Source organism: Citrobacter sp. S55_ASV_140 (assembly GCF_018919505.1).
Classification (GTDB): domain Bacteria; phylum Pseudomonadota; class Gammaproteobacteria; order Enterobacterales; family Enterobacteriaceae; genus Citrobacter; species Citrobacter werkmanii.
On the sequence record NZ_JAHLQZ010000026.1, the window covers coordinates 21,183 to 38,546 of the forward strand.

The 17,364-nt window shown below is 52.2% G+C and carries 20 protein-coding genes and 1 tRNA gene; 6 read left to right on the forward strand and 15 right to left on the reverse strand.

The genetic code is table 11. The features are described from left to right. Positions 1-10 precede the first annotated feature (10 nt). Both yejM and KQJ18_RS06755 read left to right on the forward strand, forming a co-directional pair. Positions 11-1,771: an LPS biosynthesis-modulating metalloenzyme YejM gene (yejM, locus tag KQJ18_RS06750; RefSeq protein WP_038642064.1), complete on the forward strand. Its 1,761-nt coding sequence runs from the start codon at positions 11-13 to the stop codon at positions 1,769-1,771. Between the two features lie 74 nt (positions 1,772-1,845). Beyond that, a tRNA-Pro gene (locus KQJ18_RS06755) sits at positions 1,846-1,922 on the forward strand. 249 nt (positions 1,923-2,171) lie between these two features. Here KQJ18_RS06755 and KQJ18_RS06760 read toward each other — a convergent pair. Further along, the gene (locus KQJ18_RS06760) at positions 2,172-2,450 is read right to left on the reverse strand and encodes a hypothetical protein (RefSeq protein WP_150345216.1); all 279 of its coding nucleotides are present in this window, start codon (positions 2,448-2,450) and stop codon (positions 2,172-2,174) included. Beyond that, positions 2,450-2,929, reverse strand: coding sequence for an Ail/Lom family outer membrane beta-barrel protein (locus KQJ18_RS06765; protein WP_216421710.1), 480 nt, complete (start codon positions 2,927-2,929; stop codon positions 2,450-2,452). The genes KQJ18_RS06760 and KQJ18_RS06765 overlap by 1 nt, the downstream gene beginning before the upstream one ends. 646 nt (positions 2,930-3,575) lie before the next feature. Between KQJ18_RS06765 and KQJ18_RS06770 the strand changes: the two genes are divergently transcribed. The 4 genes from KQJ18_RS06770 (at position 3,576) to narP (ending at position 6,111) form a co-directional block, all read left to right on the forward strand. Next, positions 3,576-4,139, forward strand: coding sequence for a hypothetical protein (locus KQJ18_RS06770; protein ID WP_048211134.1), 564 nt, complete (start codon positions 3,576-3,578; stop codon positions 4,137-4,139). Further along, the gene (locus tag KQJ18_RS06775; protein WP_069323424.1) at positions 4,136-4,468 is read left to right on the forward strand and encodes a putative T6SS immunity periplasmic lipoprotein; all 333 of its coding nucleotides are present in this window, start codon (positions 4,136-4,138) and stop codon (positions 4,466-4,468) included. Before KQJ18_RS06770 ends, KQJ18_RS06775 begins: the two co-directional genes overlap by 4 nt. Positions 4,469-4,470: 2 nt before the next feature. Further along, complete coding sequence (locus tag KQJ18_RS06780) at positions 4,471-4,968, forward strand: type VI secretion system tube protein Hcp (RefSeq protein ID WP_121529294.1); 498 nt, start codon at positions 4,471-4,473, stop codon at positions 4,966-4,968. A 495-nt stretch (positions 4,969-5,463) separates the two neighbouring features. Next, on the forward strand, positions 5,464-6,111 hold the full coding sequence (narP, locus tag KQJ18_RS06785) for a nitrate/nitrite response regulator protein NarP (RefSeq protein ID WP_016153764.1): 648 nt from the start codon (positions 5,464-5,466) through the stop codon (positions 6,109-6,111). 101 nt (positions 6,112-6,212) lie between these two features. Here narP and KQJ18_RS06790 read toward each other — a convergent pair whose 3' ends face one another. The 13 genes from KQJ18_RS06790 to napA form a co-directional block, all read right to left on the reverse strand. After that, entirely contained in the window at positions 6,213-7,262 is a 1,050-nt protein-coding gene (locus KQJ18_RS06790) for a cytochrome c-type biogenesis protein CcmH (RefSeq protein ID WP_038642171.1), read from the reverse strand. Next, positions 7,259-7,816 carry a thiol:disulfide interchange protein DsbE gene (gene dsbE / locus KQJ18_RS06795; RefSeq protein WP_003834613.1) on the reverse strand — a complete coding sequence of 186 codons (558 nt, stop codon included), beginning with the start codon at positions 7,814-7,816 and terminating at the stop codon, positions 7,259-7,261. The genes KQJ18_RS06790 and dsbE overlap by 4 nt, the downstream gene beginning before the upstream one ends. After that, positions 7,813-9,768, reverse strand: a complete 1,956-nt coding sequence (locus KQJ18_RS06800; protein ID WP_216421711.1) for a heme lyase CcmF/NrfE family subunit — start codon at positions 9,766-9,768, stop codon at positions 7,813-7,815. The genes dsbE and KQJ18_RS06800 overlap by 4 nt, the downstream gene beginning before the upstream one ends. Then, on the reverse strand, positions 9,765-10,244 hold the full coding sequence (gene ccmE / locus KQJ18_RS06805) for a cytochrome c maturation protein CcmE (RefSeq protein WP_038642175.1): 480 nt from the start codon (positions 10,242-10,244) through the stop codon (positions 9,765-9,767). The genes KQJ18_RS06800 and ccmE overlap by 4 nt, the downstream gene beginning before the upstream one ends. Continuing rightward, complete coding sequence (gene ccmD / locus KQJ18_RS06810; RefSeq protein WP_085047853.1) at positions 10,241-10,453, reverse strand: heme exporter protein CcmD; 213 nt, start codon at positions 10,451-10,453, stop codon at positions 10,241-10,243. Before ccmD ends, ccmE begins: the two co-directional genes overlap by 4 nt. Further along, positions 10,450-11,187 (reverse strand): heme ABC transporter permease, encoded by a 738-nt coding sequence (locus KQJ18_RS06815; protein ID WP_006683732.1) that lies wholly within the window; start codon positions 11,185-11,187, stop codon positions 10,450-10,452. Before KQJ18_RS06815 ends, ccmD begins: the two co-directional genes overlap by 4 nt. Positions 11,188-11,262: 75 nt before the next feature. Then, entirely contained in the window at positions 11,263-11,922 is a 660-nt protein-coding gene (gene ccmB, locus KQJ18_RS06820) for a heme exporter protein CcmB (RefSeq protein WP_038642180.1), read from the reverse strand. Then, the gene (gene ccmA / locus KQJ18_RS06825; protein WP_038642182.1) at positions 11,919-12,539 is read right to left on the reverse strand and encodes a cytochrome c biogenesis heme-transporting ATPase CcmA; all 621 of its coding nucleotides are present in this window, start codon (positions 12,537-12,539) and stop codon (positions 11,919-11,921) included. The genes ccmB and ccmA overlap by 4 nt, the downstream gene beginning before the upstream one ends. Before the next feature lie 20 nt (positions 12,540-12,559). Continuing rightward, complete coding sequence (gene napC / locus KQJ18_RS06830; protein ID WP_003027548.1) at positions 12,560-13,162, reverse strand: cytochrome c-type protein NapC; 603 nt, start codon at positions 13,160-13,162, stop codon at positions 12,560-12,562. A 9-nt stretch (positions 13,163-13,171) separates the two neighbouring features. Next, a complete protein-coding gene (napB, locus tag KQJ18_RS06835) occupies positions 13,172-13,621 on the reverse strand; it encodes a nitrate reductase cytochrome c-type subunit (RefSeq protein WP_038642185.1) in 450 nt (149 codons plus the stop codon). Then, positions 13,618-14,481 carry a quinol dehydrogenase ferredoxin subunit NapH gene (gene napH, locus KQJ18_RS06840; RefSeq protein WP_085047852.1) on the reverse strand — a complete coding sequence of 288 codons (864 nt, stop codon included), beginning with the start codon at positions 14,479-14,481 and terminating at the stop codon, positions 13,618-13,620. Before napH ends, napB begins: the two co-directional genes overlap by 4 nt. Beyond that, positions 14,468-15,163, reverse strand: a complete 696-nt coding sequence (gene napG, locus KQJ18_RS06845; RefSeq protein ID WP_038642189.1) for a ferredoxin-type protein NapG — start codon at positions 15,161-15,163, stop codon at positions 14,468-14,470. The genes napH and napG overlap by 14 nt, the downstream gene beginning before the upstream one ends. A gap of 6 nt (positions 15,164-15,169) precedes the next feature. Continuing rightward, positions 15,170-17,364, reverse strand: a 2,195-nt coding sequence (gene napA / locus KQJ18_RS06850; protein ID WP_216421713.1) for a nitrate reductase catalytic subunit NapA, incomplete at its 5' end; no start/stop codon positions are given.

The following is a 17,364-nucleotide window of genomic DNA, read 5'->3' on the forward strand; positions in this document are numbered from 1 at the left end:
ACAACAGTTTATGGTAACTCATCGTCAGCGCTACCGTGAGAAAGTCTCCCAGATGGTTAGCTGGGGGCACTGGTTTGCTTTGTTCAACATTCTGTTGGCCATGGTACTCGGTAGCCGTTACCTGTTTGTCGCCGACTGGCCGACTACGCTTGCAGGGCGCGTTTATTCCTACCTGAGCGTTGTCGGGCATTTTAGCTTCCTGGTGTTTGCCACCTATCTGCTGATCCTGTTTCCCCTGACGTTTATCGTCATGTCCCAGAGGCTGATGCGATTCTTATCAGCAATCCTGGCGACGGCTGGCATGACGTTGTTGTTAATCGACAGCGAAGTTTTTACCCGCTTCCACCTGCACCTTAACCCGATCGTCTGGGAACTGGTCATTAACCCTGACCAGAATGAAGCGGCGCGTGACTGGCAACTGATGTTTATCAGCGTGCCGGTTATTCTGTTAATCGAAATGCTGTTTGCGACCTGGAGCTGGCAAAAACTACGCAGCCTGACGCGTCGTCGCCATTTTGCTAAACCGTTAGCCGCATTCTTCTTCGTTTCCTTTATCGCCTCGCATGTGGTGTACATCTGGGCAGACGCCAATTTCTATCGCCCTATTACCATGCAACGCGCGAACCTGCCGCTCTCCTACCCGATGACGGCACGCAAGTTTCTGGAAAAACATGGTCTGTTGGATGCGCAAGAATATCAACGCCGCCTGATCGAGCAGGGAAACCCGGAAGCGGTTTCCGTGCAGTACCCGCTCAGCGAACTGCGCTACCGCGATATGGGAACCGGACAGAACGTTCTGCTGATCACCGTAGACGGCCTGAACTACTCCCGTTTTGAAAAACAGATGCCAGCGCTGGCTGAATTCGCTGAGCAGAATATCGCCTTTACGCGTCACATGAGCACAGGCAACACCACGGATAACGGGATTTTTGGCCTGTTCTATGGCGTTTCTCCAAGCTATATGGACGGCATTTTGTCGACCCGAACGCCTGCGGCGCTGATCTCTGCACTGAACCAGCAGGGATATCAGTTGGGGCTATTCTCCTCGGATGGCTTTACCAGCCCACTTTATCGCCAGGCGCTACTGTCAGATTTCTCTATGCCGAGCGTGCAAACGCAGTCTGACGAGCAGACCGCCAGCCAGTGGATCAACTGGCTGGGCCGCTACGCGCAGGAAGATAACCGCTGGTTCTCCTGGGTCTCCTTTAACGGGACGAACCTGAACGACAGTAACCAGAAGAACTTTGCCAAACGCTACGCCAATGCCGCTCAGGATGTGGATGCCAACATTAACCGGATCCTTAGCGCCCTGCGCGACTCCGGTAAACTGAACAACACGGTGGTGATTATTACCGCGGGTCGGGGCGTACCGCTGACTCAGGAAGAGAACAATTTTGCCTGGTCGCGCGGTCATCTGCAGGTTCCTCTGATTATTCACTGGCCGGGAACACCTGCTCAGCGCATCAATAGCCTGACCGATCATACGGACCTGATGACGACGCTCATGCAACGTCTGCTCCACGTCAGCACGCCAGCTAACGAGTACTCGCAGGGCCAGGATTTGTTTAATGCAACCCGCCGCCATTACTGGGTTACCGCCGCCGACGGCAGCACGCTGGCGATTACCACGCCAGAGATGACGCTGGTGCTTAACAACAACGGTAACTATCAGACCTATGATTTACACGGTGAGAAGATAAAAGATCAGAAACCGCAACTGAGCCTGCTGCTGCAAGTTCTGACGGATGAGAAACGATTTATTGCTAACTGATTAATTATAAATCAGTTAGCAAACCATCCTCTTGCATTCACGCTGGAAAGCAGTAGTATTGTCAGCCATAGCGTCGGCACGTAGCGCAGCCTGGTAGCGCACCGTCATGGGGTGTCGGGGGTCGGAGGTTCAAATCCTCTCGTGCCGACCAAAAATCCCAAAAAACCAACCCTTGTGGTTGGTTTTTTTATGCCTGTATTCTGAACGGGGAAGTAACGGGGAATTACTGGGGAAGAAAGCCGTTAAATGTTGTACCCGCCCCCTGGCTGCCCGCGAATAGCTGCGGATGGAGGTTCCAGGGAGAAAGGACGAAGAAACTGCAGTTCATAGTATAGTGCCAGTTGATAGATCTTTCTGGCACGCGTTGACACGCGCCATTTTTGTTCTCATGATTTAACTATCAATCATCATCCAAACCAAAAAGCTTGCCTAATTTGGATACTTTCTGCTTCTTATGATAAGGACTCGCGTCTTTATAAGCTTGCGCCTGAGTCTCTCCAGCCCTTTCGATAGAATAGTTGGTCTGATAGTTGCGCTGATTAGCCATATCCTCTTGATAGCAAACATTGCGATCTATGCCCATGGCCTGACAACGGTTAAGACGTTCTGCCTGACTAACACAACCAGAAAGCATGGAGACAGAAGAAACTGTGACCAATAACAGAATTAACTTTTTCATCAGAATCTCCACCCGGCACCGATAACCACGTTATTAGCTTGTGAACCAAAAACCTTAGAACCTTCGTAACCAGCATCAACAGTGAAGCCAGAAATGGGGGTTAACTGGATACCTGCACCATATGCAAAGCCTGTAGACGTATCTGTGTCGCCATCGTTCTTAATAGCACCACGTCCCACACCAACCATGACATAAGGTTTCACAATATCGCTAACGCGGTAACTTACACCTAGTAAGGCCGAACCATAACCACGATCAATATCGTTATCATTATTTCCAGAGATAGTTAGAGAACTTATAACCCCTAAATCACTTTTATCTGGTGTGTAACCAAATTTGCCATTTAATCCATTTAAGGTTTTCCCTTCTAAATTTGTATGTACATATCCTGCTGTTACCACACTCTCAGAAGCAGCCAGTGCTTTAATGGAAAACAGCATCACTAACGACAAAGTCAGAGTTAATTTATTGTTTTTCATAAGAACGCCATCACCTTAACTATTATTGCATTTATCATGCATGTTTTAACGTAAAGCAATGTAAGCTTAGTTTTAGGTGAGAACTAACAAAAAATTCAGTTTAAAATGAATAAATATTTTAATTGTCCGGCTATGTATTACTTCATTCGAAAACAAAAACACCGCGTATGAAATTAATTTTCATGACCACATGCTTAACCACTTGAAATCAATGAATTTGATATAATATTTATTTATTAGTGAAATGTTATCAAAAAGAAAAAGATAAATTAAAATAGAAAAAGAAATACTGTTAATGCCCATTTTTACACAATATTTGTGCCCAGCCAATATTAACAACAAATAACCAACAAAATTTTAATATGAATTATCACTTACTGTTTTCTGTGCAGCCAAATAAACCGCGTACAGATCGCTTCCCAAAGAGAATTAAACCGAGAAAATTTCAAAGTCACACAGGCCCCAGCCCAATCATAATACCCTGCATTCACTTTGTAATGACAAGGCTGATTTATTCAGTAAACAGATGATTTATAATAATTTAATTTTAAAGAATTCAGAATTTATCCCGGAAAGAAACATTCCCAATGCTTTAGGGTAGGAGTACGATTAGCGCATAAAACAATACAAATAATATGGATATGCTATGCCCGTAGACTGGACAATAAACCCCACGTCGGGAACTCCCATAGTCCCCGGAGGGGTCAGGCAACTTACAATAGGAGAGATTGCACTAGCCAGGACGCTGTTTGGTGGAAGTATTATCTATAGCAAGGTGTGGGTACACCTTGAAAGCTATCTCCCCTTCAATATGCAACCCGTAAATGTTGCCATGACGCCAAACGGTGAACTTTGGTTTAGAGAGGGAACTTATTCACCTGATTTCTCTTTGGAACGTGACATACAGAAAAAGCACAGATTCATGCATGAGATGGTTCACGCCTGGCAAGCACAGAAGGGAATGTTTGTCAGAACCAGAGGTTTGTTCTCTCGTTTCGCTGATTACAGTTACAGTTTAGATAAGGCTGATTTTCTTCATTACGGATTAGAACAGCAAGCATCAATAGCCAGTGATTATTGGTTACTTCTCACATATGGATTTAATAGTGGCACCTCATATTTATCTGTATACAGAGATTACAATCCTAATGAATCAGTTTATTCTTTAATATCAAAATACAAAGCTGTTATGAAAGGATTTCCCGGATGAAAAAATCAACTATTATTCCCTTAATATTTCTTCTGTCAGGCTGCCCCGGTGGAGGTGTACCAGTTCCACAGCAACGTAGTGTTTTTAAACAAGGCGATACTATTTGCTTCACTGTAAATAAAACAGATGTTTTAGAGCGTTATAGTATCTACTATTCGCCTGGCAGGAAATATACAGTTATTAAAGCAGATGATGGAATCTCTCTAAAATATCCTGACACTTGCTTTAAAATTAAATTAAAGCACGGATATATATATAATATATCTTATTCTCTCAATAATAAAAGCTATTCAGATTCATTCTTTATAGATAACGATGGAAACTATTAATCATGTCATTACCAGCTTATTTATTCTTATATGATGAAAACGGAATGCAGATTCCGGGAGATTGTTTATCCTTAGGCCGTGAAGGTGCTATAGAAGTCATGAATAGTAGTTACGGTGTGAGACAGCCTGTTGATAGCAACACTGGCAGCATGACAGGCTGTAGGCAGCATAATCCCGTAATTGTGCATAAGCAACTTGATAAAGTCAGCCCTTACCTGGCTGTAGCTGTTTGTGAAGGGAAGAGACTGCAAAAGGCAGTCATTAAATATTATGAGACTATAGAAGCAGGGATCGAAGTAGAGATTTATAATATTACTCTGGAAGATGTCGTTATATCCTCTGTAGATTTTACACATGTCTACTACCCCGGTAGTTCATCTCCTAATATGCATGAGGTAGTAGGTCTTAGATTCCGTGACATTGAATGGAATTATGTTAGAGGGAATATTAAATACAATGATGCCTGGATGAAACCAGCAAAAAAAGAACAGCAACAATAAATAAACGGGCATCACGCGCCCTCTATTTCATCAATCAATTTTAAACTCAACAATATCAGAACGTGGGTAACGTTTTTGTACCTGGGTACCCATTCCTGATGAAGAACGACGGCTGATGCGTAAAGACGTACGGGTCGATCCTCAATGCTCCAGATTGTTACACCATAACCATTTGTGAACGTTGGTTCTCAATAAGGCGCTGTAACTATACATTACTGACAGAACCGTAACCGTATGCAGGATCGGCCCGATTGCAGATACTGAAAAGTTATGCCATAGCCTGCTGCCATTTTCCACCCGCCCCCCAGCCCCCTCCCGGCGTCTTACCGTTCTTGAGCATCACATTGTCCATGTATTCTCCCTCTCTTCAGCACAGGTTTTACTACTTACCCATGCACAAATTGGGGTAAAATTTATCCTCTCATCAGCGCGATGAATCTGGACGATTGATGCGCTGAAAACAATAATGATACTAATAAAACTCAGGAGAATAGTATGCCTGAAGCAACGCCTTTTCGGGTGCTGATTGTCGATGACCACCCACTGATGCGGCGGGGAATTAGTCAATTATTGCAACTGGATCCCGCATTTAACGTAGTAGCTGAAGCAGGTGACGGCGCAAGTGCGATCGATCTGGCAAACCGTCTGGACCTTGACGTGATCCTGTTGGATCTCAATATGAAAGGTATGAGTGGGCTGGATACCCTGAATGCGCTGCGTCGGGACGGTGTGACCGCACAAATTATCATTCTGACCGTTTCGGATGCCGCCAGCGATGTATACGCCCTAATTGACGCGGGTGCGGATGGTTATTTGCTCAAAGACAGCGATCCTGAAGTCCTGCTGGAAGCCATTCGCAGCGGAGCCAAAGGCGGTAAAGCGTTCAGTACACGCGTCAGTGAATATCTGCGCGAACGCGACCTGTTCGGCGCACAAGAAGATCCGTTCAGCATTCTCACCGAACGCGAGCTGGATGTCTTGCATGAACTGGCTCAGGGGCTGTCGAATAAACAGATTGCTTCAGTGCTGAATATTTCCGAACAGACGGTGAAGGTGCATATTCGCAACCTGCTGCGCAAACTCAACGTGCGCTCTCGCGTTGCTGCCACTATTCTGTTTTTGCAAACGCGCGGTATGCAATAACCAGATATTGCCCGATAGCGCTACGCTTATCGGGCCTACACGTCACGTGCATCGCCAGGCCGGATAAGACGCGTTGCGTCGCCATCCGGCATCTTCCACTCTTACTTCTCCTGCGGCGTTAGCTGCTCCATTGCCTGTTTAATACTGCGTTCTATTACCGCCCGACGGGTATCGTTGGCGGGTAATAATTTCAGCATCATCTCCCACGCCGCAACCGCTTCGCCGAAGCGCTGCTGTTCGAAAGCGTTAAACGCGTACATGCTCAATACGCGCACGTTGGCATGTTCGCCGCGTATTAGTTGACGTAACAGCTCCCCGCCCCGACGGTTATCATCAGGATCGGATGAACGGGTCAGCGCTTCCGCATAGCCCAGCGCCGCATCGCTGTTTTTCGGATCCAGCCGATAAGCATTGGCATAGGCTTCAGTAGCCGTGCTGGCGTTGCCGAGCACCATGCCAATGCGTCCAAGCATAATCCAGCCTTCAACGTTTGCTGGATCGGCCTGTAAGCGAGTGCGCAGCCCCAGCGCCAGACGCGTCATGTCTTCTTCATTCAACGGGTCGGCTTTTGGATCCAATGCCCGCTCCAGTAGCATAGGTGCCTGAGCGGTGGCCTGTTGCCAGACCTGCACCTGTTTATAGTTCCCGGTTTGGTAATAGCTCACCGCGCCGACCACCAGCGCCACCACGATGCCGGGCACAAAGAGTCCGAATCCACCGCGCTTGCCATCCGGGATGATGTCATCAGGAAACTCTTCTTGTTTCACCCGCACGCGTCGGCGAGTACGGGCGAAAATAATCCAGCCCCCGAGACCAATGGCTACCACCGGCATCACCCACAGCAGCACGGTCAGCGGAGTTAACGGCGGATCGTAAGTGACGAAGTTACCGTAGCGCGCCACCATATAGTCAACAATTTCTTTCTGACTTTTGCCTTCCTGCATCAGTTCGTACACTTTCTGCCGCAGGTCGGTGGCAATCATTGAGTTAGAGTCGGCAATGCTGTTGTTCTGACACTTAGGACAACGCAGTTGCTCGGTAAGCTGGCGGAACTGCTGCTCCTGCGCTTCATCCTTAAACTGCATTACGTCGATAGTCGCCAGCGCGGATCCCGAGATAACCAGCATCAGCAGGCCCAATAAAAATCTCATTGCGCAGCCTCCTTACTGTACTTGTCCCACAACGGTTTGATCTCGCTTTCCCACACCCGGGCGTTAAGATCACCGGCATGGCGATAGCGAATAATACCTTTCCCGTCGATCAGGAATGTCTCCGGCGCGCCGTACACGCCAAGATCGAGGCCGAGCATACCGTCGCCGTCAAACAGACTTAATGAGTAAGGATTGCCCAGCTCTTTCAGCCAGACAATGGCTTTCTGACGATCGTCTTTATAGTTCAGACCCACTACCCGCACGCCTTGCGCAGACAGCTGATTCAGATACTGATGCTCGGCGCGACAGGTCGGACACCAGGTCGCCCAGACGTTCAGCAACACTGGCTTGCCCTGCGTCAGCACATCGGCCTGATAATGCTGACCCGGGTTTTCCAGCGATTCCAGGCGGAACGTCGGAACAGGTTTGCCGATCAACGCCGACTCCAGATTAGTAGGGTCGTCTCCCTGCGCGTTACGCGCTAACTGCCACAGCAGCGCCGCCGCAATAATGAGAAAAATAATAAACGGAATTAACAGTGCGTTGCGCTTCATACAGCCTCCGACGCTTTTTTTTGCACCGCGGCGCGAGGGCGCGTGCGCTGGCGATAGCGTGGATCAAACAGGCAGAACACCCCGCCCAGCGCCATCAGCAATCCTCCGGCCCAAATCCAGCGAATAAACGGTTTGTAATACAAACGTACAGCCCATGCGCCGTTATCCAGCTCTTCACCCAGCGCAGCATACAGATCGCGCGTGAACCCGCCGTCAATCGCCGCTTCGGTCATCATCGAACTGGTACTGTTATAGAAACGTTTTTCCGCATGCAGCGTGGCTGCCGGTTTACCATCACGCGTGACGCCAATAATGGCGACTCCGCCCCGGTAGTTTGGTCCGGTAATATCTTTCACTTCACGGAAAGTAAACTGATAGTCATGGATACTGACGCTATCACCCGCTTTCATACGGACATCGCGTTCCACGCTGTAATTCTGGCTAAAGGCAATACCAACAATGGTAATCGCCAGCCCAACGTGAGCCGATACCATCCCCCAGTAGCTGGGCGTCAGCTTCGTTCCACGAGAAATGCGCAGGTACGCTTCGGACATGGCCAGCACAAAAATCCAGCACGCCATCGCCAGCCCCACCACCGTCATGGCGGCAATACGATTCTCAAACAGCCACGGCAGCAGCAGCGACAGAATAAGCGTGGTGACAAACGCGATAATCAGTAACGTTTTCAGTTTACGCGGTCGGTCACGGCCCCAGCGCACTAATGGCCCAATGCCCAGCAGCAGCGCAAACGGCGCCATCAGCCATGTAAACATGGTATTGAAGAACGGCTCGCCAATCGAAATGCTGCCCAGCCCAAGCTGTTTGTGCACCAGCGGCAGTAGCGTGCCCAATAACACCACCAGCATAGCGGCGATCAGCAGGACGTTGTTGCCCAACAGCAGCGATTCACGCGACCACAGCGCGTTGTTTACCCGCGAGCGAACCTTATGCCCACGCACTGCAAACAGCAACAGGGAACCGCCAATCACCAGCACCATGAAGGCCAGTATAAACATCCCTCGCGACGGGTCAGAGGCGAAAGCATGCACCGAAACCAGTACGCCGGAGCGCACAAGGAAAGTCCCCAACAGGCACAGCGAGAAGGCGCAGATTGACAGCAGCAGCGTCCAGGCTTTGAAGCTGGCGCGCTGTTCGGTTACCGACAGCGAGTGCATCAGGGCTGTGCCCACCAGCCATGGCATAAAGGAGGCGTTCTCAACCGGATCCCAGAACCACCAGCCGCCCCAGCCCAGCTCGTAATAGGCCCAGGCCGAACCGAGTACAATCCCCAGCGTCAGAAACACCCACGCCGCCAGCGTCCATGGACGCGAAAAGCGAGCGAAGGTGCTGTCCAGACGCCCGCTCATCAACGCGGCGATCGCAAACGCGAAAGCTACCGAGAAACCGACATACCCCATGTACAGCAACGGCGGATGGAAAATCAGTCCCGGATCCTGCAACAGCGGGTTCAGATCGCGCCCTTCAACAGGGAAATTGGGCAACGTGCGGGCAAACGGATTAGAGGTAAACAGGATAAACAGCAGGAAGCCGACGCTGACCATCCCCATCACCGCCAACACGCGGGCGACAATGTCCAGCGGCATGCGCTGGCTGAACGCCGCGACGGCGAACGTCCAGCCGCTCATCAGTAGCACCCACAGCAGCAGCGAACCTTCATGCGCGCCCCATGTCGCTGCCACCCGGTACCAGACAGGAAGCTGGGTATTGGAGTTACTGGCGACGTAGGTCACGGTAAAGTCATTAACCACGAAGGCATTAACCAGAATCAGGAACGCTCCCATCACGCAGATAAACAAGACCCAGGCAAAGGGCCGTGCTGAGGCCATCATCCGCACGTCGCCGCGCGCCACGCCCCACAACGGATAGACCGACAGCAGTAGTGCAACGCCAAGCGCAAGGCACAACAGCGCATTGCCAATTTCCGGCATCATGACGTTTTATCCTTATAAACACTTTCCGGGCGACGGTGGTTTTCCTGCATCGCTTTTTCAACTTCCGGCGGGGTATAATTTTCATCATGTTTGGCCAGAACCTCTTTAGCCTGCACATGATTTCCCTTGTCCAGCTCGCCCTGAACAACAACCCCCTGCCCTTCGCGGAACAGGTCCGGCAAAATGCCTTCATAGGTCACATCCACCACACCTTCGGCGTCATAGATGCTGAAAGTTACTTTTAGCGATTGCGGATCGCGCTTCACGCTGCCCGGCATCACCATCCCACCCACGCGTAGACGCTGACCGACTTCAGGCATCTGCTGTGTCTCGCGCTTACCGTAGAGTATCTCTCCCGGGGTGTAAAACAGATCGATATTGGAACGCAGCGCGTAGAGCACCAGCGAAATGGTCAACGCCAGACCTGCCAGTACCGCGCAGGCTATCCATAGCCGATTTTTACGTCGAATATTCACGCCGCCTCCCGTTGTACTTGCGCTGCGCGCATGCGCGCTTCCCTCGCCCGCTGCTGGGCCACGCCGCGTAAGATTGCGCGATGCTGTAATGTTGAATGCAGCACCAGCACCAGCAGCGGAATAACGCTCATGGCAACAGCCAGCCAGACATACAAGGCGTAACCGCCCATCGCGAAAAAATCACTCCATGATGCAAATGCAGGGGTCATTGGCGGCCTCTTTTTAAGATCAGTTCGCTCACCCACGGGCGGCGTTTTTCCATCATCAAAATCAGGTTACGCATGCGCATTAGCGCCAGCGTGACAAACAGCAACAGGTAACCGACAATCGCCAGACGCAGCGGTGCGCGCATTGCCGGATCGATGCTTTGCTGCATACGGGTTGACCCCTGATGCAGCGTGTTCCACCACTCGACCGAGTAGTGAATAATCGGTAAGTTGACCACACCAATCAACACCAGAATACCGGCGGCACGCCCTGCCAGGCGGCGGTCGTCAAACGCATGCCACAATGCAATGGCGCCAACGTAGAGAAACAGCAACACCAGTTCAGAGGTGAGTCGGGCATCCCAGACCCACCAGGTTCCCCACATCGGTTTGCCCCATGCGGACCCCGTCACCAGCGCAATAAAGGTAAACACAGCGCCAATGGGCGCCATCGCAGCCAGCGCCAGATTGGCCATTTTCATCTGCCAGACCAGGCCGATAAACGCCGCAACAGCCATCGAGGCATAAATTCCCATCGACCAGATTGCCGCCGGAACGTGCAGATAAATGATGCGATAGCTCTGTCCCTGCTGATAATCAGCTGGCGCGAAGCCAAAGCCCCACACCCATCCGGTTATCAGTACCACCGCGCTGGCAATCGCCAGCCACGGAATAAACCAGCCGCAGATCTGATAGAGCCGAGGGGGCATCGCCAATTGATGAAGTGTCTTCCACATAGTTCAGTCACCAGACTCCATTAATGAATATCCGTTTTGCCGGAGCGCCTTGCCCGGCCTGCAAATCCTGTCGCATTACTGCACGCTGATCCGTAACGCCGCAGCCGTGGCAAACGGGCTTAACGTGGCGCTGCCTACCAACAACGCCCCCAGAATCGCCATGTATCCTTCAACAGGCAAGTGCATGGAGGCCGCATCCATCGCCGCGGTCGCAAAAATCAGTAGTGGAATAGTAAGCGGGAGAACCAGCACGCTTAACAGCACGCCGCCGCGCTTTAAACCCACCGTCAGACCTACGCCAGGCGCGCCGAGAAAACCCAGCGTCGGCGTGCCGAGCAGCAAAGTCAGCGCCATAATTTTCCAGCCGTACATATCCATGCCCAGCAGTAATGCCACCAGCGGAGAGAGGATTAACAGCGGCAAACCGGTTACGACCCAGTGCGCCATCACTTTCGCCAGCACGACCGCCGGAAGCGGCAGCGACAGCAGCATCAACTGCTCAAGGCTTCCGTCCTGTAAGTCATCACGAAACAAGCGCTCCAGCGCCAGCAATGACGCCAGCAGCGCCGCAACCCAGATAATGCCTGGCGCAATACGCGCCAGCAGCTGTGGCTCCGGCCCAATGCTCAGAGGAAACAACGTGATAACAATCAGAAAGAACCATAAAGGATTGGCGATTTCCGCACTATGACGAAACGCAACTCGCAGTTCTAAACGGAAGATTCGCCACATCATTGCGTTGCCCTCTCGCTGGTCAGCGCAATACGTCGCACTTTATTGGTCTCAACATTAAGCGGCTGGTGGGTAGTGAGAATGACAATACCGCCCTGTTCCGTATGCTGTGCCATACGCTGAGTCAGTCGCTCAACGCCGTTTACATCAATGGCGGTAAAGGGTTCATCAAGGATCCACAGCCGGGCGCGGGTCAGCCACAAACGGGCCAGCGCCACGCGCCGCTGTTGTCCGGCGGAAAGTTGATTCACCGGAATATCTTCGTATCCGGCAAGTCCCGCCTGCGCCAGCGCGTCCAGACACTGTGCGATGTCGCCATCGTGATGGAAAAAACGCAGGTTCTCCAACGCCGAAAGCCGGGTTTTTATCCCCGGCTGATGTCCGATCCACAGCAATTGCTGATGGTAGCTGTCCCGCACGTGATGCAGGGGTTGCTCTTGCCAGCAAACCTCCCCTGCGTCGGGACGCGCCAGCCCGGTAAGCAACCGCAGTAAAGTGGTTTTCCCCGCGCCGTTGCTGCCGGTAATTTGTACCCATTCCCCTGCGTTGACGCGAAATGACAGATCGCTGAACAGTATTCTGTCATCCCGCTCGCAAAGTAATTCTCTGGCTTCAAGCATACCTGGTTATCTACATCCTGTTAAAAGCCCGGTTTGACTTCGCGCATATCAGGCAGTTTGTGCGCTATCCCTTTATGACAGTCAATACAGGTTTGCCCGTCTTTCACGGCCTGGTCATGCATTTTGGCCGCAACGCCTTTCTGGGCGGTTAAATCCATAAACTCGAAGTTGTGACAGTTGCGACACTCTTGCGAATTATTATCTTTCATACGCCGCCACTCATTTTGCGCCATCGTCAGACGATGATCTTCAAATTTCTGCGGTGTATCTATTAACCCCAGCGCCTTCGCGTACAGCTCTTTACTGGCCTTGATCTTACGGATCATTTTCGGGCCCCACTCATGTGGGACGTGGCAATCAGGGCAAGTCGCACGCACACCGCTGCGGTTGTTGTAGTGTACGGTTTCCATATATTCCTGGTACACCGTATTGCGCATTTCGTGACAGCTAATGCAGAACTCTTCCGTATTGGCCTTTTCCATACCGGTATTAAAGCCGCCCCAGAAAATAATGCCGCCCACAAAGCCGATTAACAACAGCGTGCCGAGCGCCAGACGGCTGGGGCGACGCCACCATTGCCAGACGCGCTTAATCCAGCCTGGTTTACGGTTAGAATTTTCCATAATGACCTCTTATTTCCCGTAACCTTTCGAGGGGGTGAAGGTATTTTCAACAATCGGCGCAGCGTCAGCCTGCGGGACGTGACATTGCAGACAGAAATAACGACGCGGCGCGACTTCAGCCAATACCTTGCCGTCGCTGTCCATAAAGTGCGTCGGACTGATGCGCGGCGCGCCGGTGGTGCGATAGCTTTCCACACCGTGGCACTGCAGGCAGCGGTTAGTATTGGTCGTCACCTGATACCCTTCAACGCTGTGCGGAACCATTGGCGGTTGATTCACATAGTTCAGCGGCATACGCTCCTGCTCTTTCGGCATGCGAATCGCCCCTTCCTGCGTCCCTGAGACTTCCGGTGACTGGCTTAGGTCCACTCCGTTTGCAGCCCAAACGGCCCCACTGACGACCAGGGCAAGCAGGGCCGTCCATTGACTCAGCTTTTTAATCAGGTCATGGCTTTTCATGATTTCGCTCCCGAACTCCATCGTGTTGTTATTGTAAAAACATCCTCAGAACAGACATCCACGCAGCGACCGCAGGCCATGCAATCGCGACTGGTTACCTGCACCGGGCTTTGCTCATCCAGCACCGGCGCACGTAGCACATGCGGTTCCGGGCAAACATGAAAACAATCCATACAGCGGTTACATCTGTTACGTTCTTTTGCCGAAACGGTTAATGCGCCTTTACTTCCCACTACGCTATACAGTGCGCCCAGTGGGCAGAGATGCCCGCACCAGCCATGCTCAACGACCAGTAGATCAAATAAAAACAGTGCCAGAATCAGCAGCGCTCCACTGCCAAATCCCATTATCAGACTCCGTCCGAGCAGAGAGACGGGATTTATCCATTCCCACAGCAGCGTACCGGTCAAGGCGGAACCGACCAGGATAACCACCAGCAGGACATACCGTATATAGCGCGGTAGGGTAGCGGACTGATTCAGGTCAAACCTTCTGCGTAACCAACTGGCTAAATCGGTGACCGGGTTCATCGGACAAACCCAGCTGCAAAACAGACGCTTACCCGCAAGGGCATACAGCACCGTGATGACGACCGCCCCCGTTAACGCAACCGTTGCCGGCAGGTGTCCGCTGGCCAGGCTTTGCAGCGTAATTAGCGGATCGGTGAATGGGACAGTATCCAACAGCAGGCTGCCACTGTAATTGCCATGCAGGATCCATACGCCAAACCACGGGCCGCTCAGGAACATCGCCAGTATCAGAAACTGACTCAGACGACGCAGCAGCAGCCAACGATGACTCTTCCACCACCCTTTTTTTGCCTGCGCTTCACGCCCGGCGTCACGTTTACGATTTGCCATTATTCCCCTCCAGCCAACCGAAGCGGTAATGGTGTCCTAACTCCCCTTTCGCCAGCGACAGCGGCAGCACTTTTATTGCTGGCTGCTCCAGTACGCAGACTTTTTCGCATTTCCCGCAGCCGGTACAGGCATCGCTATGGACGGTTGGAATAAACCGCGCATGCTTGCCGGTACGCATATTGCGGTCCAGCTCAAGGGTGATAGCCTCATCGATTTTCGGGCACTCGCGATAGCAAACATCGCAGCGTAGCCCTTGATAGTTGAGGCAGTTTTCGTGATCCAGCAGTACCGCCAGCCCCATACGCGAATCGTCAATGGATTCAATTTCCTTGTCCAACGCGCCGCTGGGGCAGACTTTGGCGCACGGAATGTCCTCACACATTTCGCAAGGAATATCGCGGGCGACAAAATACGGTGTACCTGCTGCCAGCCCGGAGGCCAGCGTCGCCAGTTTCAGCGTGTCATACGGGCATGCCTGAACGCACTGACCGCAGCGCACACAGGCGCTGGCGAATGCCTCCTCGCTCAATGCGCCAGGCGGGCGTAACCGCACGCCGGTTGCACGTGCGGTTTGCTGTTGTAACCCCAGCGCCACGCCAACGACGGCCAGCCCGCCCGCCGCGCGAACCATATCGCGCAGAAAGCGGCGGCGGCCATTTTGGGGTTTTGCTGACCGGGACATAACGCGTTACACCTTCGCCAGTTTCACAGCGCACTTCTTGAAATCCGTCTCTTTGGAGAGCGGATCCGTCGCATCCAGCGTCAGATTGTTCACCAGTTGTGCGGCATCGAAGAACGGCATGTATACCAGCCCCTGCGGCGGACGGTTACGCCCGCGCGTTTCAACAATCGAGATAACTTCGCCACGGCGGGAAACCACTTTGACTTTATCGCCACGGCGCAGATCGCGCGCTTTTGCATCCAGCGGGTGGATAAACAGCACCGCTTCCGGGAAGGCGCGGTGCAGTTCAGGCACACGACGCGTCATGCTGCCGGTATGCCAGTGCTCCAGCACACGTCCAGTGGAAAGCCACAGGTCATACTCTTTATCCGGCGCTTCAGCGGCAGGTTCAAATGGCAGCGCGAAGATGACTGCTTTGCCGTCCGGCTTACCATAGAACTTGTAGCTTTCCCCCGCTTTCACGTACGGGTCGTTGCCTTCGCTGTAGCGCCACTGGGTCTCTTTGCCCTCAACGACCGGCCAGCGTAAACCGCGCGCTTTGTGGTAATCGTCGAATGGTGCGAGATCGTGCCCGTGGCCACGGCCAAACCAGGCGTACTCTTCGAACAGCCCTTTTTGCAGATAGAAGCCCAGCTCGCGGGATTCATCGTTGAGCTGATCTTCAGCCAGTTCAGCTACCGGGAATTTGGTCACGGCTGGCGTGGCGAACAGCACGTCATACAGCGTTTTGCCGCGCAGCTCCGGTTTCTGCGCCAGTAGTTCTTCCGGCCATACCTCTTCTGTTTTGAAGCGACGGGAAAACTGCACCAGTTGCCACAGATCCGATTTCGATTCACCCGGCGCTTTAATCTGCTGACGCCAGAACTGAGTGCGGCGTTCCGCGTTACCGTAAGCCCCTTCTTTCTCTACCCACATTGCGGTCGGTAGGATCAGATCGGCTGACAGGGCGCTGACCGTCGGGTACGGATCGGAGACGATGATGAAGTTGCGCGGATCGCGCCAGCCCGGCATACGCTCTTCGTTGATGTTCGGACCGGCCTGCATGTTGTTGGTGCACATCGTCCAGTAGACATTGAGTTTGCCATCTTTCAGCGCACGGTCTTGCGCCACGGCATGCAGCCCGACTTTTGCCGGAATGGTCCCTGATGGGATATTCCAGTGCTTCTCACAGATATCGCGGTGTTTTTCGTTGGTGACCACCATGTCCGCAGGCAGACGATGGGAGAACGTCCCAACTTCACGCGCGGTACCGCAGGCGGAAGGCTGACCGGTCAATGAGAACGGACCACAGCCTGGCTGAGAAATTTTACCGGTCAGCAGGTGCAGGTTATAGACCAGGTTGTTGGCCCACACGCCGCGGGTATGCTGGTTAAAGCCCATCGTCCAGTAGGAGATGACTTTTTTCTTCGGATCGGCATACAACTGCGCCAACTGTTCCAGTTGATCTTTCGGTACGCCGGTCATTTCGGCGGTTTTATCCAGCGTGTACTCAGCAACGAAGGCTTTGTAATCCTCAAAGCTCATCGGTTCAGAGGCATCGGAACCTGGATTCTTCGCCGCTTTTTCCAGCGGATGAGTTGGACGCAGGCCGTAGCCGATGTCCGTCACCCCTTTACGCAGGTTAACGTGCTTGCTAAAGAAATCCTGGTTGATCGCATTGTTTTGAATGATGTAGTTAGCGATGTAGTTGAGGATCACCAGATCGGTTTGCGGCGTGAAGACCATACCGTTATCCGCCAGCTCAAAACTACGATGCTGGAAGGTGGAGAGCACCGCGACGGTAACATTCGGATCGGACAGACGACGGTTGGTGATGCGCGACCACAGAATCGGGTGCATCTCCGCCATATTCGCGCCCCACAAGACGAAAGCATCGGCATGCTCAATATCGTCATAACAGCCCATCGGCTCATCCATACCAAAGGTACGCATAAAACCAACCACCGCTGACGCCATGCAGTGACGCGCGTTCGGGTCGATGTTATTAGAACGGAAGCCGGCTTTAAACAATTTGGCGGCGGCGTAACCTTCCCAAATCGTCCACTGACCCGAGCCGAACATGCCGATAGACTCTGGGCCTTTTTCTTTCATGGACGTTTTGAATTTCTCTTCCATCACGTCAAAGGCCTGCTCCCAGCTAATCGGCGTGAATTCACCCTCTTTGTGATACTTTCCGTCCTTCATGCGCAGCATCGGCTGTG

Coding starts and splice junctions, on each gene's coding strand:
- ccmB (WP_038642180.1), bottom strand. CDS start 11,922: ATGATGTGGCGAATCTTCCGTTTAGAACTGCGAGTTGCGTTTCGTCAT.
- narP (WP_016153764.1), top strand. CDS start 5,464: ATGCCTGAAGCAACGCCTTTTCGGGTGCTGATTGTCGATGACCACCCA.
- ccmD (WP_085047853.1), bottom strand. CDS start 10,453: ATGACCCCTGCATTTGCATCATGGAGTGATTTTTTCGCGATGGGCGGT.
- KQJ18_RS06790 (WP_038642171.1), bottom strand. CDS start 7,262: ATGAGATTTTTATTGGGCCTGCTGATGCTGGTTATCTCGGGATCCGCG.
- napC (WP_003027548.1), bottom strand. CDS start 13,162: ATGGAAAATTCTAACCGTAAACCAGGCTGGATTAAGCGCGTCTGGCAA.
- KQJ18_RS06775 (WP_069323424.1), top strand. CDS start 4,136: ATGAAAAAATCAACTATTATTCCCTTAATATTTCTTCTGTCAGGCTGC.
- KQJ18_RS06815 (WP_006683732.1), bottom strand. CDS start 11,187: ATGTGGAAGACACTTCATCAATTGGCGATGCCCCCTCGGCTCTATCAG.
- KQJ18_RS06770 (WP_048211134.1), top strand. CDS start 3,576: ATGCCCGTAGACTGGACAATAAACCCCACGTCGGGAACTCCCATAGTC.
- napB (WP_038642185.1), bottom strand. CDS start 13,621: ATGAAAAGCCATGACCTGATTAAAAAGCTGAGTCAATGGACGGCCCTG.
- napG (WP_038642189.1), bottom strand. CDS start 15,163: ATGTCCCGGTCAGCAAAACCCCAAAATGGCCGCCGCCGCTTTCTGCGC.
- dsbE (WP_003834613.1), bottom strand. CDS start 7,816: ATGAAGCGCAACGCACTGTTAATTCCGTTTATTATTTTTCTCATTATT.
- KQJ18_RS06765 (WP_216421710.1), bottom strand. CDS start 2,929: ATGAAAAACAATAAATTAACTCTGACTTTGTCGTTAGTGATGCTGTTT.
- KQJ18_RS06760 (WP_150345216.1), bottom strand. CDS start 2,450: ATGAAAAAGTTAATTCTGTTATTGGTCACAGTTTCTTCTGTCTCCATG.
- yejM (WP_038642064.1), top strand. CDS start 11: ATGGTAACTCATCGTCAGCGCTACCGTGAGAAAGTCTCCCAGATGGTT.
- ccmA (WP_038642182.1), bottom strand. CDS start 12,539: ATGCTTGAAGCCAGAGAATTACTTTGCGAGCGGGATGACAGAATACTG.
- napH (WP_085047852.1), bottom strand. CDS start 14,481: ATGGCAAATCGTAAACGTGACGCCGGGCGTGAAGCGCAGGCAAAAAAA.
- KQJ18_RS06780 (WP_121529294.1), top strand. CDS start 4,471: ATGTCATTACCAGCTTATTTATTCTTATATGATGAAAACGGAATGCAG.
- KQJ18_RS06800 (WP_216421711.1), bottom strand. CDS start 9,768: ATGATGCCGGAAATTGGCAATGCGCTGTTGTGCCTTGCGCTTGGCGTT.